This window comes from Bosea sp. 124, assembly GCF_003046175.1.
In the GTDB taxonomy this organism is placed as follows: domain Bacteria; phylum Pseudomonadota; class Alphaproteobacteria; order Rhizobiales; family Beijerinckiaceae; genus Allobosea.
Map to the genome: position 1 here is coordinate 2,507,024 of NZ_PZZM01000001.1, position 20,452 is coordinate 2,527,475.

22 protein-coding genes and 1 tRNA gene are annotated in these 20,452 nt (G+C 66.6%); 3 read left to right on the forward strand and 20 right to left on the reverse strand.

The annotated features are described in order from the left end of the window. Positions 1 to 166: 166 nt before the first annotated feature. Positions 167 to 1,285, forward strand: coding sequence for an extracellular catalytic domain type 1 short-chain-length polyhydroxyalkanoate depolymerase (locus tag C8D03_RS11825; RefSeq protein WP_108051549.1), 1,119 nt, complete (start codon positions 167 to 169; stop codon positions 1,283 to 1,285). Between the two features lie 28 nt (positions 1,286 to 1,313). Here C8D03_RS11825 and C8D03_RS11830 read toward each other — a convergent pair. Beyond that, a tRNA-Leu gene (locus C8D03_RS11830) sits at positions 1,314 to 1,398 on the reverse strand. Between the two features lie 115 nt (positions 1,399 to 1,513). Here C8D03_RS11830 and C8D03_RS11835 point away from each other — a divergent pair. After that, positions 1,514 to 2,125 carry a YqaA family protein gene (locus C8D03_RS11835; protein ID WP_108046436.1) on the forward strand — a complete coding sequence of 204 codons (612 nt, stop codon included), beginning with the start codon at positions 1,514 to 1,516 and terminating at the stop codon, positions 2,123 to 2,125. Between the two features lie 51 nt (positions 2,126 to 2,176). After that, positions 2,177 to 2,698 carry a disulfide bond formation protein B gene (locus tag C8D03_RS11840; protein WP_108046437.1) on the forward strand — a complete coding sequence of 174 codons (522 nt, stop codon included), beginning with the start codon at positions 2,177 to 2,179 and terminating at the stop codon, positions 2,696 to 2,698. A gap of 9 nt (positions 2,699 to 2,707) precedes the next feature. On the opposite strand, the gene C8D03_RS11845 is transcribed toward C8D03_RS11840, so the two are convergent. The 19 genes from C8D03_RS11845 to C8D03_RS11935 all read right to left on the reverse strand — a co-directional run bounded on the left by C8D03_RS11845 (position 2,708) and on the right by C8D03_RS11935 (position 20,447). Then, the gene (locus C8D03_RS11845; RefSeq protein WP_108051551.1) at positions 2,708 to 3,265 is read right to left on the reverse strand and encodes an HNH endonuclease; all 558 of its coding nucleotides are present in this window, start codon (positions 3,263 to 3,265) and stop codon (positions 2,708 to 2,710) included. A gap of 208 nt (positions 3,266 to 3,473) precedes the next feature. Further along, positions 3,474 to 4,370, reverse strand: coding sequence for a 3-hydroxybutyryl-CoA dehydrogenase (locus tag C8D03_RS11850; protein WP_108046438.1), 897 nt, complete (start codon positions 4,368 to 4,370; stop codon positions 3,474 to 3,476). A gap of 107 nt (positions 4,371 to 4,477) precedes the next feature. Beyond that, positions 4,478 to 5,425, reverse strand: a complete 948-nt coding sequence (locus C8D03_RS11855; protein ID WP_108046439.1) for an electron transfer flavoprotein subunit alpha/FixB family protein — start codon at positions 5,423 to 5,425, stop codon at positions 4,478 to 4,480. A 2-nt stretch (positions 5,426 to 5,427) separates the two neighbouring features. Continuing rightward, positions 5,428 to 6,177: an electron transfer flavoprotein subunit beta/FixA family protein gene (locus C8D03_RS11860; RefSeq protein WP_108051553.1), complete on the reverse strand. Its 750-nt coding sequence runs from the start codon at positions 6,175 to 6,177 to the stop codon at positions 5,428 to 5,430. 189 nt (positions 6,178 to 6,366) lie between these two features. Further along, entirely contained in the window at positions 6,367 to 7,062 is a 696-nt protein-coding gene (locus C8D03_RS11865; RefSeq protein WP_108046440.1) for a rhomboid family intramembrane serine protease, read from the reverse strand. 8 nt (positions 7,063 to 7,070) lie between these two features. Next, entirely contained in the window at positions 7,071 to 7,652 is a 582-nt protein-coding gene (locus C8D03_RS11870; RefSeq protein WP_108046441.1) for a cob(I)yrinic acid a,c-diamide adenosyltransferase, read from the reverse strand. A 77-nt stretch (positions 7,653 to 7,729) separates the two neighbouring features. Then, positions 7,730 to 8,323 carry an acyloxyacyl hydrolase gene (locus C8D03_RS11875; protein WP_108046442.1) on the reverse strand — a complete coding sequence of 198 codons (594 nt, stop codon included), beginning with the start codon at positions 8,321 to 8,323 and terminating at the stop codon, positions 7,730 to 7,732. A gap of 197 nt (positions 8,324 to 8,520) precedes the next feature. Further along, positions 8,521 to 8,709, reverse strand: a complete 189-nt coding sequence (locus C8D03_RS11880) for a twin transmembrane helix small protein (RefSeq protein ID WP_108046443.1) — start codon at positions 8,707 to 8,709, stop codon at positions 8,521 to 8,523. 86 nt (positions 8,710 to 8,795) lie between these two features. Continuing rightward, complete coding sequence (locus tag C8D03_RS11885) at positions 8,796 to 9,665, reverse strand: ABC transporter permease (protein ID WP_108046444.1); 870 nt, start codon at positions 9,663 to 9,665, stop codon at positions 8,796 to 8,798. A gap of 148 nt (positions 9,666 to 9,813) precedes the next feature. Further along, entirely contained in the window at positions 9,814 to 10,860 is a 1,047-nt protein-coding gene (locus C8D03_RS11890) for an ABC transporter substrate-binding protein (RefSeq protein ID WP_108046445.1), read from the reverse strand. 39 nt (positions 10,861 to 10,899) lie between these two features. After that, the gene (locus C8D03_RS11895) at positions 10,900 to 11,958 is read right to left on the reverse strand and encodes an ABC transporter ATP-binding protein (protein WP_108046446.1); all 1,059 of its coding nucleotides are present in this window, start codon (positions 11,956 to 11,958) and stop codon (positions 10,900 to 10,902) included. Positions 11,959 to 11,962: 4 nt separating this feature from the next. Further along, positions 11,963 to 12,781: an ABC transporter permease gene (locus C8D03_RS11900; RefSeq protein ID WP_210203918.1), complete on the reverse strand. Its 819-nt coding sequence runs from the start codon at positions 12,779 to 12,781 to the stop codon at positions 11,963 to 11,965. Positions 12,782 to 13,004: 223 nt separating this feature from the next. Next, positions 13,005 to 14,240, reverse strand: coding sequence for a metal-dependent hydrolase family protein (locus C8D03_RS11905; protein WP_108046447.1), 1,236 nt, complete (start codon positions 14,238 to 14,240; stop codon positions 13,005 to 13,007). A 130-nt stretch (positions 14,241 to 14,370) separates the two neighbouring features. Beyond that, positions 14,371 to 15,654: a glycosyltransferase family protein gene (locus tag C8D03_RS11910; protein ID WP_108046448.1), complete on the reverse strand. Its 1,284-nt coding sequence runs from the start codon at positions 15,652 to 15,654 to the stop codon at positions 14,371 to 14,373. Between the two features lie 213 nt (positions 15,655 to 15,867). Continuing rightward, positions 15,868 to 16,152: a hypothetical protein gene (locus tag C8D03_RS11915; protein ID WP_108046449.1), complete on the reverse strand. Its 285-nt coding sequence runs from the start codon at positions 16,150 to 16,152 to the stop codon at positions 15,868 to 15,870. A gap of 148 nt (positions 16,153 to 16,300) precedes the next feature. Beyond that, positions 16,301 to 17,089, reverse strand: coding sequence for a polysaccharide deacetylase family protein (locus C8D03_RS11920; RefSeq protein WP_108046450.1), 789 nt, complete (start codon positions 17,087 to 17,089; stop codon positions 16,301 to 16,303). Then, a complete protein-coding gene (locus tag C8D03_RS11925; RefSeq protein ID WP_108046451.1) occupies positions 17,086 to 18,219 on the reverse strand; it encodes a glycosyltransferase family 4 protein in 1,134 nt (377 codons plus the stop codon). Before C8D03_RS11925 ends, C8D03_RS11920 begins: the two co-directional genes overlap by 4 nt. A 30-nt stretch (positions 18,220 to 18,249) precedes the next feature. Continuing rightward, the gene (locus tag C8D03_RS11930; RefSeq protein ID WP_248308437.1) at positions 18,250 to 19,452 is read right to left on the reverse strand and encodes an ABC transporter permease; all 1,203 of its coding nucleotides are present in this window, start codon (positions 19,450 to 19,452) and stop codon (positions 18,250 to 18,252) included. Continuing rightward, positions 19,449 to 20,447, reverse strand: coding sequence for an ABC transporter permease (locus tag C8D03_RS11935; protein ID WP_108051559.1), 999 nt, complete (start codon positions 20,445 to 20,447; stop codon positions 19,449 to 19,451). Before C8D03_RS11935 ends, C8D03_RS11930 begins: the two co-directional genes overlap by 4 nt. Between the last annotated feature and the right edge of the window lie 5 nt (positions 20,448 to 20,452).

Sequence of the window (20,452 nt, forward strand, 5' to 3'; positions counted from 1 at the left end):
TGCGAAGGCGAGGCGACATTGTCCGCCATCGTAGCGCGGCAAGGCAATCCCGGCGGCTGGGGGATCTCATCTGCGATGCGTATGTTGCAACGCAACAAAAACGGGTATGGCTGCGTTCAGAGAGCGTGTCGGCGCCATCCTGGGCTGGCCAACGCAGGATGGCATCATGGCCGGTATCTCTGAAACGATCGCTCGTCTGGCCGCTTTCCGGAAGATGGGCGGCTCCGCGATGCAAACCTCCCGCCTCGCCGAACTGACCGCCTTCGGATCCAATCCCGGAGCGCTCAGGGCCTATCGATATGCGCCGGGCGGGCTGCCCCAAGGCGCGCCGCTGGTCGTCGTGCTCCATGGCTGCACCCAGACGGCGGCTGACTACGACCACGGCTCGGGCTGGTCGCAACTCGCGGACCGGCATGGCTTCGCGCTGCTGTTTCCGGAACAGCAGCGCGCGAACAATCCCAATCGCTGCTTCAACTGGTTCGTGCCGGGCGATATCCGCCGCGACTCCGGCGAGGCCTTGTCCATCGCGCAGATGGTCGGCACCATGATCGGCAGCCACGCCCTCGACCGTCGGCGCGTCTTCGTCACCGGGCTGTCGGCTGGCGGCGCGATGGCGGCTGCGATGCTCGCGACCTATCCGGAGCTCTTCGCCGGTGGTGCGATCATCGCGGGACTGCCTTTCGGCTGCGCGTCGTCGGTTCCGGAAGCGCTCGACCGGATGCGCGGCCACGGGCTGTCGGGAGACGAGGCGTTGCAGCGTGCTGTGAGCAATGCGTCCGGCCATGCCGGGCCTTGGCCGACGCTCTCAATCTGGCACGGCATGCAGGATCGCACCGTCGTCCCGGCCAACAGTGGAGCCCTCATATCGCAATGGCGCGGCGTTCACGGGCTGGGGCCGACCCCGACCCGGACGGTCGGCGTGGACGGTCATACCCGGCGCGTCTGGTGCGACGCGACAGGCGTAGCGCAGATCGAGGCCTTCGAGATCGCCGGCATGGGGCACGGCACACCGCTTGACGCCAAGGACGCGATCGGCGCGCCGAGGGCCTTCATGTTGCATGCAGGGATCTCCTCGACCCGGCACATCGCGGCGTTCTGGCAGCTTGGCGAGCCGGTTGCCGCTCTCGCGCAGGACCGCCGCACGACCAACGCCGCTGCGACCGGCTCCACTCGGCGGCAGAACGACCGGCCGTTTCCCGACGAATCGAAGGCTGCGAAAGCCGCTGCGTCAGGTCCGGCAAAGGTCATCGAGGATGCGTTGAGGGCCGCAGGCCTGATGCGCTAGCGAAACCCGCTCGCAACGGCGAGCCGGATGGTGCCCCTGGCCGGAATCGAACCAGCACTCCTTGCGGAACTCGATTTTGAGTCGAGCGCGTCTACCAATTCCGCCACAGGGGCCCCTTGCGGGCGGCCGGACTATAGCGAACGGCCGTGGCTGGTCAATCTGTCGCGTCGCGGCGAAAAGCGCCGCACGCGGATGGACGCGCCGGGGCGGTGACGCTAGATCAGCGCCATGATCAAGCGCCTCTACGAATGGACCATGTCGCTGGCCGGACGACCGAGGGCCGAACTCTGGCTCGCCATCGTCGCCTTCGTGGAAAGCTCGTTCTTTCTCATCCCTGCCGATGTGCTCTATGTCCCGATGGCGCTGGCGCGCCCGTCGCGGGCCTATCGTTTCGCGCTGGTCGCGACCGTGTTCTCGACGCTGGGCGGCATCGCCGGCTATGCGATCGGCTATTATGCCTTCGAGGCGCTGGCCCGGCCGGTGCTTGCCTTCTACGGCAAGCTCGGCGCCTTCGAGACGCTGCGGGCCTGCGCCGGCCCCGACACGACGCTGATCCTGCTGACGACCTCGGGACTGGCGCATCTGCCGCCGATCAAGGTCGTCACGATCCTCGCCGGCGCCGTCCATATCGGGCTCGGCTTCTTCATCCTGTCCTGCGTGCTGGCGCGCGGCTTCCGCTTCTTCGCGCTCGCCTTCCTGCTGCGGCGCTATGGCGCGACCATCCGGCATTTCATCGAACGTCGCCTGAAAGTGATCGCGGTGGTGGCTGCGGCTGCGCTGATCCTGCTGTATTTCGGCCTCAAGCTGGTCGCAGGATCGGGCCAGCTTTTCTCCTGCTGATCGTTTCCGCCGCCGACATCCCTGCCACCTTTCCTGCCGCCGAGCCTGGCCATGACATCCGTTCCCGTTGCCGCGACGCGAAGCCCGGACGCGCTCTCGCGCCTGATCCTGCTGATCGGGCTCGGTTGCCTCGCCCTAATCGCCGGTGCCTGGTTCTTCGAGATCGTCGTGGCCCTGCGGCCGTGCAAGCTCTGCCTCGAGCAGCGCGTGCCGCATTACGCTGCGATCGGGCTTGCCGCCGCGGCGCTGGTGCTGGCGCGCTCGGCCCCGTTGCAATGGCTGGTGCTGCTGGGGCTCGCCGGGCTGATGGCCTGGAGTACCGGGCTCGGCGTCTACCATTCCGGCGTCGAATGGGGCTGGTTCGCCGGCCCCAATGATTGCGGCGGAGCGGCGGCCCCGGCTGCGGCCGGCATGCAGGACTTCATGAAACAGCTTCAGACGACGCGCGTCGTCGCCTGCTCGGAAGCCGCCTGGCGCTTTCTGGGGCTTTCGCTGGCGGGCTGGAACGCGCTGGCCTCGCTCGGCCTGCTCGCTTTGGCATTGACGGGTCTGGTCAGGCGGCCGCGCGGGTAGGCCTGCGGCTCACGGTTCCAGCTCGGAATCCCAGTAGAGATAGTCGAGCCAGCTCTCATGCAGGTAGTTCGGCGGGAACAGCTTGCCGTTGCGGTGCAGGTCGTTGACCGTCGGGGCGTAGGCCTTCTGCATCGGGAACATGTCCACGGTGGCCGGCATCTTGTCGCCCTTGCGCAAATTGCAGGGCGAGCAGGCCGCGACGACGTTCTCCCAGGTCGTCATGCCGCCCTTGGAGCGCGGGACGACGTGGTCGAAGGTGAGGTCGTCGCGCGTGCCGCAATACTGGCAGGAGAAGCGGTCGCGCAGAAAGACGTTGAAGCGCGTGAAGGCCGGCGTGCGCGAGGGCTTGATATAGGTCTTGAGCGAAACGACCGAGGGCAGCCTCATGTCGAAGCTCGGGCTGCGCACGACCGTGTCGTATTCGGAAACGATGTTCACGCGGTCCATGAAGACCGCCTTGATCGCGTCCTGCCAGCTCCAGAGGGAGAGCGGATAATAGCTCAGGGGCCGAAAATCGGCATTGAGGACCAGCGCCGGACAACCGTCCGGTGAGGCCATCGGATGCATCACATGCGCCGTCAAACCCGCCGCACCTCCGCTTCGTCGCGCGGGACGAATCCCGCACGGAGATCAATGTAAGCGCGAGACGACAGGAATGTGAAGAGGATGCGGCATCGAGGCAGCCTGCGGCGTCATGGTCGGGCCTGGGCCGACCATCTCATGCAGGATGAATTTGGGAGAGATGCCCGGGACAAGCCCGGGCATGACGCGAAATTCAGCGCGTCGGAACCGGCTTCTCGCCACGGTAGTCGTAGAAACCGCGCTTGGTCTTGCGGCCGAGCCAGCCGGCCTCGACATATTTCACCAGCAGGGGGCAGGGCCGGTACTTCGAGTCCGCCAGCCCGTCATGCAGGACCTGCATCACCGAGAGGCAGGTGTCGAGGCCGATGAAGTCGGCGAGCTGGAGCGGGCCCATCGGATGGTTGGCGCCGAGCTTCATCGCCGTGTCGATCGCGTCGACCGAGCCCACGCCCTCATAGAGCGTGTAGACGGCCTCGTTGATCATCGGCAGCAGGATGCGGTTGACGATGAAGGCTGGGAAATCCTCCGAAACCGAGACCGTCTTGTGCAGCTTGCCGACGAATTCCTTGGCCAGCTCGAAGGTCTGGTCGTCGGTGGCGATGCCGCGGATCAGCTCGACGAGCTGCATCAGCGGCACGGGGTTCATGAAATGGATGCCGATGAAGCGCTCGGGCCGGTCGGTCGCCGCGGCGAGGCGGGTGATCGAGATCGAGGAGGTATTCGAGGCCAGGATCGCATCGGGCTTGATGTGCTGACAGGCGGCGGTGAAGATCTTGCGCTTGGTCTCCTCGCTCTCGGTCGCGGCCTCGATGACGAGGTCGCAGTCTGCGAGGCCTTCCAGCCCGGGCGCGGCCGTGATCTTGGCCATGGCGTCGCGGCGAATCTCGTCGCCGATCGCGCCCTTGGCGACCTGACGCGCCATGTTGCCGTCGATCGTCGCCAGCGCCGCCCTGATGCGCTCCTCGGCGAGGTCGTGAAGCCTGACCTCGAAGCCGGCCACGGCCGCCACATGGGCGATGCCGTTGCCCATCTGGCCTGCGCCGATGATGCCGATCGTCCTGATCGCCTGAGCCGACATGGTCTGTTCCATCTCCGGTGTCATCGCTTTCGCTTTCGGAAGCGATGCGGGCCGCCTTGCGCGGCAGCCCGGGTCTTGTTGCGTGGCCGTTTCCGGCGGGATGCGGGCGATTGCCGGCCTTACTTGCCGATCTTGGCGAGTTCGGCGTCGAGCTCGGGCAGGATCGTGAAGAGATCGCCGACGAGGCCGTAATCGGCGACCTGGAAGATCGGCGCCTCCTCGTCCTTGTTGATGGCGACGATGACCTTCGAGTCCTTCATGCCGGCGAGATGCTGGATCGCGCCCGAAATGCCGACCGCGATGTAGAGGTCCGGCGCAACGACCTTGCCGGTCTGGCCGACCTGCCAGTCGTTCGGCGCGTAGCCGGCATCGACCGCGGCGCGCGAAGCGCCCATGGCGGCGCCCAACCTGTCGGCGACGGGCTCGATCACCTTGCCGAAGTTCTCCGAGGAGGCGAGGGCCCGCCCGCCGGAGATGATGATCTTGGCCGAGGCCAGCTCGGGACGGTCGGACTTGGCGACCTCCTCGCCCTTGAAGCTCGAGAGCCCGTCATTGCCGGCCGTGGCGACCGCTTCGACCGGCGCGCTGGTGCTGCCGTCGCCGGTCGCCTGGAAGGAGGCGCCGCGCACGGTGATGACCTTCTTGGCGTCGGTCGCCTGCACGGTCTGGATGGCGTTGCCGGCATAGATCGGCCGCTCGAAGGTGTCGGCCGAAACGACCTTTGTGACTTCCGAGACCTGCATCACATCGAGCAGGGCGGCGACGCGGGGCATCACGTTCTTGCCGGTGGTGGTGCCGGGCGCCACGATCGCGTCATAGGAGCCGGCGAGCGAGACGATCAGCGCGGCCAGCGGCTCGGCAAGGCGATGCTCGTAAGCAGCGTCCTCGGCGAGCAGCACCTTTTCGATGCCGTCGAGTTTGGCTGCGGCCTCGGCCACGGCCTTGGCGTCGTGGCCCGCGACGAGGACATGGACGGGGGCGCCGAGCGCAATGGCTGCGGTCAGGGCCTTGCGGGTCGCCTCGTTGAGGCTCTTGTTGTCGTGCTTGGCGAGAAGCAGCGTCGTCATGATCAGAGAACTCCTGCTTCGTTCTTCAGCTTCGAGACCAGCTCGGCGACCGAGCCGACCTTGACGCCGGCGGAGCGGCCGGCGGGCTCGACGGTCTTGAGCACCTTGAGGCGGGGCGCGACATCGACGCCGAGCGCCTCGGCCGTGGTCTCGTCGAGCGGCTTCTTCTTGGCCTTCATGATGTTGGGCAGCGAGGCGTAGCGCGGCTCGTTCAGGCGCAGATCGGTGGTGACGATCGCCGGCAGCTTGAGGCCGACCGTCTGCAGGCCGCCATCGACCTCGCGGGTCACGTCGATCGCGCCGTCGCCGACCACGACCTTCGAGGCGAAGGTGCCCTGCGGCCAGCCGAGCAGGGCGGCCAGCATCTGGCCGGTCTGGTTCGAGTCGTCGTCGATCGCCTGCTTGCCGAGGATGACGAGCTGCGGGCTCTCCTGCTCGACGACCTTCTTCAGCAGCTTGGCGACGGCGAGCGGCTCGACCGTGCCGTCGACCTTGACCAGGATGCCGCGGTCGGCGCCCATGGCGAGGCCCGTGCGGATCGTCTCGGCGGCCTGTGCCGGGCCGATCGAGACCACGACGACTTCGGTCGCCTTGCCGGCTTCCTTGAGGCGCAGCGCCTCTTCGACCGCGATCTCGTCGAATGGATTCATCGACATCTTGACGTTGGCGAGCTCGACGCCGGAGCCGTCCGCCTTGACGCGGATCTTCACGTTGTAGTCGACAACCCGCTTCACGGGCACAAGGATCTTCATCGTCATCATCACCGTTCAGAAAAGAGGCTGTCTTAGCCGCAATCTTGGCCACACCCTTGGCCGCGCCGCTACCGGCGGCAGGATCGCGGCATCGCGGCTCTCGGCTTGAATGCGGACGGACCGTAACGACGGCCGTTTGCGCTTGTCAACGCCACCATTTGCCCATCCGCGATGCCTGAACCGCACCTCTCAGCCCCTCGCCACGCGCCCGAACAGAGTGACGCCGCGATGGATGAAGAGCGGTGTCAGCGCCGCGCCGGTGCCGAGCCCGCCGAGATGCGCCCACCAGCCGACATGGCCCTGCGGATCGATCATCGCCTGGACGAGCTGGAACAGGATCCAGCCGGCGATGGCATAGAGTGCGGTGATATGCAGCGGGATCCAGTTGAAGGCGAGGCCCCAGATCCGGACGCGCGGATAGAGCATCAGATAGGAGGCGATGACGCCCGAGATCGCGCCCGAGGCGCCTACCAGCGGCTGGTCGGAGGCAGGGTTCATCAGGGCATGGGCGAGCGAGCCGCCGAGACCGCAGAGCACAAAGAACAGCACAAAGCGGCCATGGCCCATGGCGTCCTCGACATTGTCGCCGAAGACCCAGAGGAAGAGCATGTTGCCGGCGAGATGGGCGAAACCGACATGCAGCAGGATATTGCTGAACAGTGTCACCCAGGGCGGCGCCTGCAGCAGCTCGGCGGGCAGCTGCGCCGCACCGAAGAAGACCGATGGGATCAGTCCGAAACCGGCGGCGGTCGCAATCTGGCCTTCCGCGTTCTGGCGCAGCGTCACCAGCAGATAGAGCGCGATGCAGATCGCGACCAGCGCGTAGGTGACATAGGGCGCGCGCATGAAGCGAAGCGGGACGCCGTCATGCAGGGGGATGAACACCGGGCCCTCTAGCGGTTCTGGCCAGGCACCCAGAGCACGTCGCCCCCGGCCGTGGCATTGAGGAAGCGCGACGCAACGAAGAGGAAATCCGAGAGGCGGTTGATGTATTTCAGCGCCGGCTTCGAGATGGTTTCGCCCGGCAGATGCGCCAGTTCCGCCATCAGCCGCTCGGCCCGGCGGCTTACGGTGCGGGCCAGATGCAGATGCGCGGCTGCCGGCGTGCCGCCTGGCAGCACGAAGGAGCGCAAGGGTGCCAGATCGGCGTTCAACTGGTCGATCTCGCTCTCGATCCGGTCGACCTGGGCCTGGACGATGCGCAGTGGCTCGTAGCCAAGGGGCTTGCCGGTCTCGGGCGTCGAGAGATCGGCGCCGAGATCGAAGAGATCGTTGCTGATGCGGCCGAGCATGGCATCGACGGCGGCATCCTCGGCGGCGGCATGGAGCCTCGCGATTCCGATGCAGGCATTGGTCTCGTCGACCGTGCCATAGGCCGCGACGCGCAGGTCGAATTTCGGCCGGCGCGGCCCGGCCGCGAGCCCGGTGGTGCCGTCATCGCCGGTGCGCGTGTAGATTCGGTTGAGCTTGACCATCACGGCGTTATAGCGCGGTCGCTGCCGGACGGAAGGTGTCTTTGCCTCGAGGGATGGGTAAGGCGAAAGGCCTCGGCTCAGAAGCTGTAGCCGAGCCTTGCGCCGACATTGGCCGGGCCACGCGGCTGGTTGCGGTCCGAGCATCCCGCGGTGCTGAAATGCTCCAGCGTCGCGACCAGGCTCCAGCGGTCGTTCAGACGTACGCCGAGGGCTGCGGCCTCGCGCGTGCCGGCATTGCAGCCGACATTGAGCCGGTTCTCGGAGATGACCCCGCCTGTCTTGCCGTCGTTGAGTGCAGCGCCGAGGCTGGCCTCGACGAAGACGGCCTTCGTCAGATCGACGGTCCAGGTCGCGCCGGCATAGGCATAGCGCGTGCCGTTAAAATTGGCGCTGGCACCGAGATGGAAGCGTGGCACGAAGGCATTGGCGAAGCGGTCCGTCAGGGTGACCGGACGCGGCGTCACGATCTCGCCGCCGAAGTTGAGCAAACCGCTTTCGCGCCCGCCCGGATTGGCGACGGCAGCCCCGATGCGGGCCTCCCAGGTGAGCGCGGGGGATGGTTCGGTCGCGGGAGCGTAGCTCGAAACTCCGGCCGGGAGAGCCTGGGCCTGCGCCGCCAGAGGCGAGGCTGCCAGAGAGCCGGCGATGAGCAGCGACGCGACGCGAACCATGGGCAGAACTGTTTTTCTCGACGGCCAGGCGGAGGTTAAGAAAGCGCAGAGACTCGTGTCGAGAATAAGGCGAGATCGTGGCGAACGGCTCGATCTCGCGAGTGCGAGATAGGATAATCCGTTTGGAATCAGTGAGTTGCCGATAGATCAACCCTGCGGATGCCGATGCCGATGCCGATGCCGCTGCGGGCAAGGCCTCAGCCGCTGCGCCACCACATCACGAAAAGGATCACGAGGATCGCGACGAACTGCAGGATGACCCTCAGCCGCATCAGCCTCTGAGAGGTGCTGGCGCTGCCGCCACGCAACATGTTCGCCAACCCGAGCAGGAGCACGACGGCAACGGCGCCGACCGCGACGGGGACGAGTGAACCGGTGAGTGTCATCCGTCAGCACATAAAGCGCGGTGGCTCCCTTGACCAGCGTGGCGCTCGACCAGCGACGCGGCGCCGCAGGCTTCGCGGCGGCTGGGTCAACGGTAGCGCCGCTGGACGATCAGATTGGCCGCGACCGTCAGCAGGATCGTGGCCGTCATCAGGATGAACGAGATCGCGCCGCCGAAGGGCCAGTTGTTCTGCTGGGCGAACTGGCCATAGACCAGCGGGCCCATCATCTGGAATTTCGGGCCGCCGAGCAGGACCGGCGTGGCATAGGCATTCATCGCGAGAATGAAGGTCAGGATCGTGCCTGCGAGGATGCCGGGCAGGGCGAGTGGCCAGAGCACGCGGCGGAACATTGCGGCCGGCCCGGCGCCGAGGCTGAAGGCGGCCTCCTCGACATTGCGCGGAATGCCCTCGATCACGCTTTGCAGCGTCAGCACCATGAAGGGCAGGTTGACCGCGATGATGCCGATCAGCACGGCGTTCTCGGTGTACATGATCTCGATGGGCTGGCTGATGAGGCCGAGCCCCATCAGCGAGGCGTTGAAGGCGCCCTTGCTGCCGAAGGCGGTCATCCAGCCTGCGGCGCGCACGGCATTGCCGACGAAGAGCGGCAGGATCACCGAAATGATGAGCAGATTCTTGAAACGGCTCTGGGTGCGGGCCAGCACATAGGCCAGCGGGAAACCCATGATCAGGCAGACCACCGTGCAGACCACCGCGACCCGGACCGTGCGGGCCAGCACGTTGAGATAATAGCCGTCGGTGAAGAACTTGACGTAGTTCTCGATCGTCAGCCCGTCGACCATGAACTGGCCGGGAATGAACTGGTTCAGCGAATAGCGGAACAGGATCGCGATCGGGCCGAGCAGCCCGATCGCGACAAAGAGCGTCGCCGGCACGACGAGCAGGCCGGCGAGGCCGGTGCGTGCGCCGGCAACGGGTTCGGGAGCGGTGCTCATGGCCGTTCGTCATGCTCGGGCTTGACCCGAGCATCTCCGGATGACGGCGCGAGGGAAACCCACGCCTTCGTCGTCATGAGGTTCTCGGGTCGACGCGATGCGTCGCCCGAGAATGACGTGTCCATGCCTTGCATCGCGCCGTCGTGCATCACGCCTTGAAGACCTTGTCCCACCACTCCTTCATGGCGTTGTCGTTCTTGGCGAGGAAGCCATAGTCGAGGTCGCGCAGCTTCTTCTCTTCTTCCGGCGTGAAGCCGATGCGCTTCTGCAGATCGGGCGCGACGTTGAGGCCGGTGACGGTGCCGTTGTAGCCCATGTCGACCGCGAAGGCCTCCTGCGGCGCCTTCTCCAGCATCGCGTTCATATAGGCGTAGGCGTTGTCCTTGTTGGGCGCGTTCTTCTGGATCACGAAGCCCGAGACATAGGCCGGGATGCCTTCCACCGGCGAGACGGCCTCGCAGGGGATGCCGGCGTTCTGCCATTGCACGACGCGGGCCTTCCAGATCGCGCTGATGCCGATCTCCTCGTTCTTCATCGCGGCGGCGAAGGCCTCGTTGGTCGGGTAGACGCGAGCGCCGGCCTTCTTCACGGCCATCAGGATTTCCTTGGCCTTGTCGAGGTCGTTCATGTCCTTGCCGCCGGTGGCGGCCATCGAGGCGGCGATCATGATCGACTGGTACTGGATGTCGATGAAGCCGATCTTGGAGCCCCATTTCGGGTCGAGCCAGTCCTTGAAGCCGGTCGGCGCCGGGTTGATGATCTTGGGATTGAAGATCACCACGTTGCCCGAATAGATGTGCCCGATGCCGTAGGGATACTTCATCGTCGGCAGCAGGTTCTTGGCGTTCGGGATCTTCGAGTAGTCAAGCGCCTCGATGACGCCGGCCTCGTTCATCTCGTACATGTTGGCGGCGGAGAGACCCTGGATGTCGACCGTGCCGCGCGGCAGGCGGCGCTCGGCGACCATCTTGGCGCGACGCGGGGCGTCGCCGGCCTGGTCCTGCACCACTTCCATACCCTTGGGCTTGAGGATCGGGTCCTCGATGTTCTTGGTCAGCAGGCGGGCATAGTCGCCGCCCCAGGTGCCCACGACGACCTTACCGGCCGCCTGGGCGAAAGCTTGCGTGCCGAGGCCGGTGGCGAGCGCGGCGGCGCCGGCGCCCTTGAGCAGATCGCGTCTGTCGAATGTGGTCATGATGAAACTCCCCTGTTGGACGCCCGTCGAAGCCTGGTGTCAGGCCTCGCGCGGATAAACGAGCCCGGCGTCTTCGGCCCAGCCTATGGTGATGGTTTCGCCCGGCTTCGGCTCGGCGATGCCGGCCTTGTTCGGAATCTGCAGCAGCATGCGGTCATGCCCGGACAGGCTGACATCGATGTCGAGCAAAGCGCCGAGATAGGAGGCGTGCTCGACACGAGCCTGGAAGCGATTATGCAGCCCTTCGGCCTCGCCCGCGACCGCGATCCGCTCCGGCCGCAAGGCCAGGGTTGCGGCGCCCGCGCCGGTCGCGGCGGCGCAGCCGATCTCGATGCCGCCCTTCGTGCGGAAGCGGCCGGGTGCGGTGATCTCGCCGTCGAGGAAGGCGCTGCGGCCGATGAAGCCGGCGACGAAGCGGTCGGCGGGTTTCTCATAGAGCTCGCGCTGGGTGCCGATCTGGCGGACCTTGCCCTTTTCCATGACGACCAGCCGGTCGGCCATGGTGAGCGCTTCTTCCTGATCATGCGTGACCATGATCGTGGTCAGGCCGAGCTTGCGCTGCAGGTCGCGGATCTCGACGCGAACCTCCTGGCGCAGCTTGGCGTCGAGGTTGGACAGCGGCTCGTCGAGCAGGAGCACGTCCGGCTCCATGGCGAGCGCACGTGCCAGCGCGACGCGCTGCTGCTGGCCGCCGGAGAGCTGGCGCGGATAGCGCTCGTCGAAGCCGGCGAGCTGCACGAGGCGCAATGCCTCGGCGACGCGCGGGGCGCGGTCGGGGGGCGCGATCTTGCGCATTTCGAGGCCGAAGGCGACGTTCTCGGCCACCGTCATATGGGGGAAGAGGGCATAGCTCTGGAAAACCAGGCCGCAATTGCGCTTCCAGGGCGGCAGGGTGGTGACGCTGCGCTCGCCGATCGTGATGGCGCCGGCGCTCGGCGCGATGAAGCCTGCGACCATGCGCAGGGTCGTGGTCTTGCCGCAGCCGGAGGGGCCGAGCAGAACGAGGAACTCGCCATCGGCGATGTCGATGTTGACGTCGTCGACGACGGTCAGGTCGCCATAGGTCTTGCGGAGATGCTCGATCGACAATCTTGCCATCGCGTCAGACCACCCGGCTCAGCTTGACGTAACGGTCGGTGACGATCATCGCCACGGCGATCAGGACGATCTGGATCAGGGATGCGGCTGCCACGGTCGGATCGATCTTCCATTCGAGATATTGCAGGATGGCGATCGGCAGGGTGGTGCGGCCCGGTCCGACCAGGAACAGGCTCATCTCCAGATTGCCGAAGGAGGTGACGAAGCCGAAGAGCCCGGCTGCGACGATGCCGGGCCTGATGCTCGGCAGCGTCACCCGCCGGAAGGTGGTGAAGGGGCCCGCGCCGAGATTCTGCGCGGCCTCCTCGATCGTGCGGTCGAAGCCGACGAGGCTCGCGGTGACGAGGCGCACCACCCAGGGGATGACGACGAGCGTGTGCGCAGCGACCAGGCCGCCGAGCGAACCCATGACGGGCAGGCCGGTCGCGATTTCCGTCTCGATCTGGAAGACATAGATCGCCGTGCCGAGCACGATGCCGGGCATCACCAGCGGCAGCAGCAGGAGCGTGTTGAAGACGGGACCGAGCACGATGCGGTGGCGGACCAGCGCAAGACTCGCCGGCACTCCGACGAGCAGGCCGAGCAGCGTCGCGGTCACGCCGACCTGGAGGCTCAGCAGGAAGCCGTTGATGAAGGGCTGGTTGTGGGCCGCAGCCGTGAACCATTTCAGCGAATAACCTTCGGGCGGGAAGGAGGGAATCTCCTGCCGGAAGAAGGCGAGCCAGGTGACGAAGATCAGCGGCAACAGGATGTAGAGCAAGGCGAGGCCGGCGGCGCCATTGAGGGCGATGCGTCCAAGGCTCGGGCGGGTCGAGGCGCTCACGCCTCGCCTCCGCAATCGAGCCGCGAACCGTTTCCGGCCTGCGTTCGCCTGACGCTGCTCAACGACACCATTACCACCCTGGCCTTGCTCAAATCCCGACGTCCGAACTTGTGCCGGATCGCGCCCGAAGGCTGCGGATGCGCCTTCGGACAGTCAATCCGATTTGTCTCTATGCCTCGCATCGCCGTTCCCTATGCGCCGGAGCGCGAGGGGAAGGCCATGCTCAGTTCAGCGTGTTCTTGTGGAACGCGCCGCCCTTCATGATGACCGGCAGCCTAGCGCCCTGGTCCTGCAGCAGGGCCAGGTCTTCCAGCGGATTGCCGTCGACCAGGATCATATCCGCGAACGCCCCAGCACGCAGCGTGCCAAGCTTGCCTTCCATGCGCAGGAGCTGGGCGCCTACGGTCGTGGCCGAGCGGATAATCTCGATCGGCGAGAGCACCTCGCGGCGCAGCAGGAACTCGCGCGACTGGTCGACCTGGAGCTGGCCGAGCAGGTCCGAGCCATATGCGACGGGGACGCCGGCGCGCTTGCAGATCTCCAGCGAGCGCAGGCCGCCATCGATGACGAGGTCGTTCTTGGCGAGCATGTCGCCATTCATGCCGAATTCGGCGGCGCGCTCCTTCATCGCGTAATAGGCGACGAGGTTGGCGGTGAGGAACATGCCCTTCTCCGCCATCAGCTTTGCCGAGGCATCGTCGATCAGGTTGCCGTGCTCGATGGCGCGCACGCCGCAATTGGCGGCTCGGGTGATCGCCTCCGGCGTATAGGCATGGGCGCAGACATAGCGGCCGAAGGCGGCGGCCTCCTCGACGGCGGTGCGGACCTCGTCGAGGCTGAACTGGAGGGAGTCGAGCGGATCGTAGGGCGAGGCGACGCCGCCCGACATCATGATCTTGATGTGGTCGGCGCCGAGCCGCATCTGCTCGCGGACCGATTTGCGCACGGACGAAACACCGTCCGAGACGTTCATCGTATAGGCCATGGCATTGCAGCACTGGCAGCGCGTGCCGAAATCGGTGCGCCGGCGCGGATCGCTGTGGCCGCCGGTCGGGCCGATCGCCTGGCCGGCGATGAACAGGCGCGGCGCCGCGACATGGCCGGTCTCGACGGCTTCCTTGATGCCCCAGTCGGCGCCGCCGGTGTCGCGCACCGTGGTGAAGCCGCGGTCGATCATGCCCTTCATCAGGCCGATGGCGCGGGCCGTCATCAGGGTGAGCGGCATGCTCTCCATCGCGCGGATCACGACCTCGGAGAGGAAGACATGGACATGGCTGTCGATCAGGCCGGGCATCAGGGTGCGGCCGCCGCAATCGACGACATCGGCGGCGTCGGCCTTGATCGGCTTGTCGGAGAGTTCGCGGATGGTGTCGCCCTCGACAAGGAGTTCGTAGCCGGCGCGCACCTCGCCATGGTCCGGCTCCAGCAGTGCGAAGTTCTTGAACAGCAGCGCGGCCATGACAGGCATCTCCTCCGGTCGGGCGCAGTGGCTGCGCGCCCGGTCTCCCGATCGCTGATATATTGAAAACTTTATCTCCGCTTGTCCATCGCTCCTCGCATCCGCGAGGCGATCGGCGATGCAGGCGAGCCTAGCTGGTGATGGCTGCGGACTGCGCCAGGAGGCGCCCCCTGATCGGCATGGAGAGATTATCGGCGAGCGCGCGGCTGATCGCGGGCAGGCCGTCGAGCAGGCTCGGCACGAAGGCTTGCGAGGGCGGCGTCCGCCGGGGCAGGGCATGCAGGGCGGCAGCCATGACGAGCGGATCGCGTTCGGCATCGCCGTTCTGCGAGGGGTCGTGCAGTACGGTGATCAGCTTGAGTTCGTCGGCCCGCTCGGCGCGGATCGCCTGTTCGAGCCTGGGCTTGACGCGGGGCACGATCAGCGCCGGCTTGTCGAAGGACAAGACCTCGCAGAAGGTGTTGTAGCCGCCCATTGCGACGACGCAGTGGGCGCGGTTCATCAGCAGTTCGAGGCGCGGCTCGAAGCCGAGGCTCTCCAGCTTGGGAATGCGGGCGATGCGCTCGGCGAACTCCTTGCGGCGCTCGCGCGACATGAACGGCCCGAACACGATCAGGGCGGGCAAGGCGATGGTTGGGTCGGCTTCATAGGCCGAAATCACCCAGTCGATGACGCCGGCGCCGTCACCGCCGCCGCCCGGTGTCACCAGGATGAACGGGCCCTTGGTGATGCGCGGATAGCGGTTGGGCGGCATCGGGCTCGGCACGGCGCGCTTGAGATAGCCGGTGTAGCGAATCTTGTCGGCGAAGAGATGCTGGTTCGGCAGGCCGACCAGCGGCTGGTAGACGCTTTCGAGCCCGTAGACGAAGATGTCGTCGTAGATCTGATTGAGCGCTTCGAGCGCGCCGCTGTTGCGCCATTCCTCGTTGAGCTTTTCCGGCTCGTCGAGGACATCGCGCAGGCCGAGCACGATGCGCGCGCCGCGCCGGCGCAGGATGTCGAGCGCCGGCACAAGTTCGCCGCGCAAGCCGATCGGCTCCTTGTCCACGATGAAGACGTCGGGGTCGAAGGAGAGCGCGAGCTGCTTGATCAGATCGGTGCGGATCCGGATCGTGTCGTTGAGGTCGAGGTTGAGGTGGTGGGGGCCATAGCGGCCATCGCTCTGCTTCTCGACGCCGGGGATGCGGACATAGTCGACGCCGTCGCCGAACTGGAAGCTCGAGATCACCGACGACCCCGAGACGATGATCACTGATATATGAGGATAGCTGGCGACCAGCGAGTTCGCGATGGCGCGGCAGCGGCGGATATGGCCAAGCCCGAAGGTATCGTGGCTGTAGATCAGGACGCGCGGCGCATGCGGGCTGCGCGGGGCCCGCTCGGCACCGGCGAGATCGACGACGTTGTAAGGCATGTCCGCGTCGCCCCCCCCGCAGAAAGGTCAGACGACCTCGTGGCGAGGACGAACGCACCTTAGAATACGCGAGAGTGACCTTAGCGCGTGGCGTGCGCCGATCCAAGCCCGCTCGCCAAGCCCGCTCGCGCCTGGCCGAGGCATTCACGCCAGTCCGCGCGAGCCGCGTCAATGCTCGCACGGGCTGCTTCGCCATGCAGAGGGGCCGGTCGCTCAGGGGCAGACGAATCCGCCGCCATCGGGCAGGCAGCGGTTGCCGTTGGGCAGCACGAGCGCTCCGCGCGCGTCCCGCATGACGCGTTCGCCGTTCGGAAGCAGGAAGCCTCCGGTCGAATCCATGGTAGCGCGCGACCCATCCGGCAAGGTCACGTCCCGGCCGACGACAGTGATCCGCTTCGACGGCACGGCCCGGGGCGTTTCGTCTACAAGCGACCGCGGCGGCGGGGCGCAGGCTGCAAGGGCTGCGAGGATGGCGAGGGCGGCGATCGGCTGTTTCATGCGCGGACAACGCTCCAGTGCGCCGCCGGTTCCCGCGCCCGAGCGGGAGACAGGACAGGCGGCAGGTTGGGTCGAACTTTCGTGATCCATCGGGCGAGCCTCCAACGGCTGGGAGAGTTTGCAGGGAATCGCGCCGCAAGGCGATGCGTCAGGGCGCAGTCGGAAGCTGGAATTGCCATCGTGGGTCGGTCGGGATGACCGCGGCATGACGGGTTGCCAGCAAAAGGAAGGCGTCGAGGAAATCCCAGGCCGTCGCATCGTGATCGCGATGGTGCAGGAGGACACCGAAGGCGTCGTTGTCCGGGCTGGCGTCCGTCCGCCTGGCTGCGAGCAGCCGGCAGGTTTCCGCGACGAGGTCTTGCGACGAGCGGCCGATGCGGCCGCCGCCCCAGTCCATGATGTCGAGATGGGTGTTGCCGAGCCTGGGGCCGCCCGCGGGGCCGAGCGTATAGCCACGGAAGCAGGAGAGCCCCGAAAAGCCGAGTTCCAGCAGCAGCGCGGCGTGGCCGGGGTCGATCCTGTTCCAGGGCGGTACGAAGATCGGCAGCAGGGCCGGGCCGAACAGGTTATCGAGACGCCGGTGCGCCTCGCCGATCTCGGCAGTGATCTCGGCAGCGCTGCGCTGCGGCCCGAATTCCGATTTCTTCGCGCCTTCGAGGGCATGGTTGCGATGCCAGCAGCCATGCTGGCACGGCAAGAGCGAAGGCCGGTCGCGGAGCGCCGCCGGCAATGCGGGTTCCGCGAGCATCGGAATGACCGCAAGGAGGATAGGCAGGCCGAAGCGCTCGCCGAGCCCGGCCAGCCTGTCCAGTGCCGGGTCGGGCGCGATGGCGTCGTCGTCGCGCAGCCAGAGCTTGATGGTCCGCCCAGCCTCGCTCCAGCGGTCCAGTTCGGCGTGAAGCGGCTGCCAGACCGCATCGCGGGGGGCAGGGCTCATGGTGCCGGTTCCGCCGCGACGGCGCGTGCGGCACGGTTGGCGACGGCCAGAGCCAGTCCGCGCTCGAGGATCAGCGCGGCCTTGGCCGGGTTGCGCTCGATCAGGGCAAAGCGGCGCGCGGCCGCGCCCATCGTGCGGCGCAAGGCCCTGTCGTCGAGCAGGTTCAGCAGCGCGGTGGCCAGCGCGGCCTCGTCGCCCTCGGGGGCGAGAAGGGCGGTCTCGCCGCTGCGGACGGTGGCGGCGACGCCGCCGCTGTCGAAGGCGACGATGGGCAGACCAACGGCCTGCGCCTCGAGATAGACCAGCCCGTAGGCCTCGCGGACGCCTGGCCAGATGAAGACGTCATGCGCGGCCATCTCGGCGACGACGCGCTCATGCGGCAGCGCGCCCTGCCAGCGGATGCGGCCTTCGGGCAGGTCGGCGAAGGCCTGCTCGATGGCGGCGCGCTGCCGGCCGTCGCCGATGATGGTCAGGGTCCAGGGCCGGTCGACGACGCGTCCGAGAATCCGGGCGAGGGTCAGATAGCTGTTCTGCTTGGTGCCTTCGCGCATCATCGCGACGGTGACGAGGCGCGGCACCATGGCATCGCCGGCATGCTGCGGCGGGTCATCGGCGAACGCGATGAAGGGGGGCAGTTCGAGCAGCGCGGTGTGCGGGGCGCGCCAGGGTTCGAGACCCTGGCGGTCGCGATCGGTGAAATGGAGATGCAGGTCGGCGGCGGCGAAACCATTGCGGGCGATTTGGGTGTGGGCGGCCCATTCGCCGCTGGCGCGCCGCTTCGCATCGCTCGCCTCGGCGACGACATAGGGGATGTTGAGACGCTTGACGATGGCGGGTCCGAGCAGGTCGGGCGCCTTGTAGTAGTTGTGGTAGGTGAACCAGAGTTCGGGGGGCGGGGCGCCGCCCTGCCAGCGCGCAAGCATGTCCTGCGCATGGGTGGCCGCGGCATCGCGATGCCGCGAAAGCCTGTCGGCATCGGCGCTCGGCATGAAGTCACGGGCGGCCAGCACCGGCTCGACCACATGGCCGAGCCCCTCCAGAACCGCGACGAGCTGGAGCGCCATGCGGCGGTCGCCGGAGATGCGGCCGTCGTCATAGGCGTTGAGCGGGGTGTGGAAGGCGATGCGCACCGGTCTCAGGCTCGGATGATTGCCGCGCCCTCAGCGATACGGATCGGCCGCGTCGCGCAGGCCGTCGCCGAGGAAATTGAAGGCCAGGATGATCAGGATCACGGGGACGACCGGATAGAGCAGCCACGGATAAAGCGCCACCACATTGATGTTCTGCGCCTCGTTCAGCATCACGCCCCAGCTCGTGATCGGCGGACGCAGGCCCAGCCCCAGGAAGCTCAGCGCCGTCTCGCCGAGGATGGTCTTGGGGATGGTGATCGTGGCCGAGGCGATGAGATGGCTCATGAAGCCCGGGATCAGGTGCAGGCCGATGATGCGAGCGGGCTTGGCTCCCATCAACTGGGCGGCGACGACATAGTCCTCCTCGCGCAAGGACAGGAGCTTCGAGCGGACGGCGCGTGCCAGTCCGGTCCAGTCCATCAGGCCGAGGATGACGGTGATGCCGAAATAGACCAGCAGCGGGCTCCAGGATGGCGGCATGATCGAAGCCAGCGCCAGCCAGAGCGGGATATGCGGCAGCGACTGCACGATCTCGATCAGGCGCTGGACGACGAGATCGACCTTGCCGCCGTAATAGCCGGCGATGCCGCCGATGACGACGCCGAGCACGAAGGAAACGAAGACGCCGAGCAGGCCGATCGAGAGCGAGATGCGCCCGCCATAGAGGATGCGCGAGAGCACGTCGCGGCCGAGACGGTCCGAGCCGAGCAGGAAGAGCGTGCCGTCCTTCGGCGCGCAGACCAGACGCAGATTGCCGGGGATCATGCCCCAGAACATGTAGTCGTCGCCGCGGCAGAAGAAGCGCAGCGGCTGCGGCCGGGCGCGGTCGACATCGTATTCGCGCTTCAGGTTCTCCATGTTGAGGCGCTGGACGTAAGGGTAGACGAAGGGGCCGAGGAAGCGGCCTTCGTGGAAGAGGTGCACCTCCTGCCGCGGAGCGCGGATGAAGTCGGTGTTGCGCGTCGTGTAGTGATAGGGCGCGAGGAACTCGGCGAAGGCGGCCATCGCGTAGATCACCAGGATGAGCACGCCCGAGATCAGCGCGAGCTTGTGGCGGCGGAACTTCCACCACATCAGCTGCCATTGCGAAGCGAGATAGACGCGCTCCTGCTCGGGCGTCATCGCTTCGACGGCCTGGGGCTCGAACGGGGCGGTCGAGGCCGTGTGCGGCAAGGGTGCGCCTTCGGGCGGCAGGGCCGATGGCGAGAGGGTCGCTGTCGAGGACTGGCTCACTTGGTCGCCGCCCCCTGCAGGCGGATGCGCGGATCGAGAATCGCGAGCGCGATGTCCGAGATCAGCACGCCGATGACGGTCAGAAAGGAGAGGAACATCAGGAAGGAGCCGGCGAGATACATATCCTGGCTCTGCAGGGCGCGGATCAGTAGCGGCCCGGTCGTCTGCAGCGAGAGCACGATCGCGACGATCTCGGCGCCGGAGACGATCGAGGGCAGGATGTCGCCGATATCCGAGACGAAGAAATTCAGCGACATGCGCAGCGGATATTTGCGCAGTGCCTTGCCGGGAGGCAGGCCCTTGGCGCGGGCGGTGACGTAATACTGCTTCTGGAGCTCGTCGAGCAGATTGGCGCGGACGGAGCGGATCATGCCGGCCGTGCCGCCGGCGCCGATGATGATCACCGGAATCCAGAGATGCTCCAGCACGGAGGCGGCCTTGGCCCAGCTCATCGGCTGGTTGAGATATTGTGGATCGACGAGGCCGCCGATCGAGGTACCGAACCAGACATTGGCCATGTACATGAAGACCAGCGCCAGCAGGAAATGCGGCACGGCGAGCCCGATCAGGCCGATGAAGGTCAGGCCGTAATCGCCCCAGCTATACTGATGCGTCGCCGAGTAGATGCCGATCGGGAAGGCGACGATCCAAGTGAAGATGATCGTGACGAAGGAGACGATCATGGTCAGCATCAGCCGGTCGCCGACGATCTCTCTCACCGGGCGCTGATACTCGAAGGAGTAGCCCATATCGCCCTGGAGCAGGCCCGCGACCCACCAGAAATAGCGCTCGGCCACCGGTCGGTCGAAACCGTACTCCTTCTTCAGGAACTCGATGCGGGAGAGATCGGCCTTCTCGCCCTGCGCCTGCATCTCGGCGGCCAGGGTCTCGAAATAGTCGCCCTCGGGCAGGTTGATCACGGTGAAGATCAGCGCGCTGGTGATCAGCAGCGTCGGGATCATCACCAGGATGCGCTTGAGGATGTATTTCAGCAGCACGA

Coding starts and splice junctions, on each gene's coding strand:
- C8D03_RS11825 (WP_108051549.1), top strand. CDS start 167: ATGGCCGGTATCTCTGAAACGATCGCTCGTCTGGCCGCTTTCCGGAAG.
- C8D03_RS11835 (WP_108046436.1), top strand. CDS start 1,514: ATGATCAAGCGCCTCTACGAATGGACCATGTCGCTGGCCGGACGACCG.
- C8D03_RS11840 (WP_108046437.1), top strand. CDS start 2,177: ATGACATCCGTTCCCGTTGCCGCGACGCGAAGCCCGGACGCGCTCTCG.
- C8D03_RS11845 (WP_108051551.1), bottom strand. CDS start 3,265: ATGCATCCGATGGCCTCACCGGACGGTTGTCCGGCGCTGGTCCTCAAT.
- C8D03_RS11850 (WP_108046438.1), bottom strand. CDS start 4,370: ATGGAACAGACCATGTCGGCTCAGGCGATCAGGACGATCGGCATCATC.
- C8D03_RS11855 (WP_108046439.1), bottom strand. CDS start 5,425: ATGACGACGCTGCTTCTCGCCAAGCACGACAACAAGAGCCTCAACGAG.
- C8D03_RS11860 (WP_108051553.1), bottom strand. CDS start 6,177: ATGAAGATCCTTGTGCCCGTGAAGCGGGTTGTCGACTACAACGTGAAG.
- C8D03_RS11870 (WP_108046441.1), bottom strand. CDS start 7,652: ATGGTCAAGCTCAACCGAATCTACACGCGCACCGGCGATGACGGCACC.
- C8D03_RS11875 (WP_108046442.1), bottom strand. CDS start 8,323: ATGGTTCGCGTCGCGTCGCTGCTCATCGCCGGCTCTCTGGCAGCCTCG.
- C8D03_RS11880 (WP_108046443.1), bottom strand. CDS start 8,709: ATGACACTCACCGGTTCACTCGTCCCCGTCGCGGTCGGCGCCGTTGCC.
- C8D03_RS11885 (WP_108046444.1), bottom strand. CDS start 9,665: ATGAGCACCGCTCCCGAACCCGTTGCCGGCGCACGCACCGGCCTCGCC.
- C8D03_RS11890 (WP_108046445.1), bottom strand. CDS start 10,860: ATGACCACATTCGACAGACGCGATCTGCTCAAGGGCGCCGGCGCCGCC.
- C8D03_RS11895 (WP_108046446.1), bottom strand. CDS start 11,958: ATGGCAAGATTGTCGATCGAGCATCTCCGCAAGACCTATGGCGACCTG.
- C8D03_RS11905 (WP_108046447.1), bottom strand. CDS start 14,240: ATGGCCGCGCTGCTGTTCAAGAACTTCGCACTGCTGGAGCCGGACCAT.
- C8D03_RS11910 (WP_108046448.1), bottom strand. CDS start 15,654: ATGCCTTACAACGTCGTCGATCTCGCCGGTGCCGAGCGGGCCCCGCGC.
- C8D03_RS11915 (WP_108046449.1), bottom strand. CDS start 16,152: ATGAAACAGCCGATCGCCGCCCTCGCCATCCTCGCAGCCCTTGCAGCC.
- C8D03_RS11920 (WP_108046450.1), bottom strand. CDS start 17,089: ATGAGCCCTGCCCCCCGCGATGCGGTCTGGCAGCCGCTTCACGCCGAA.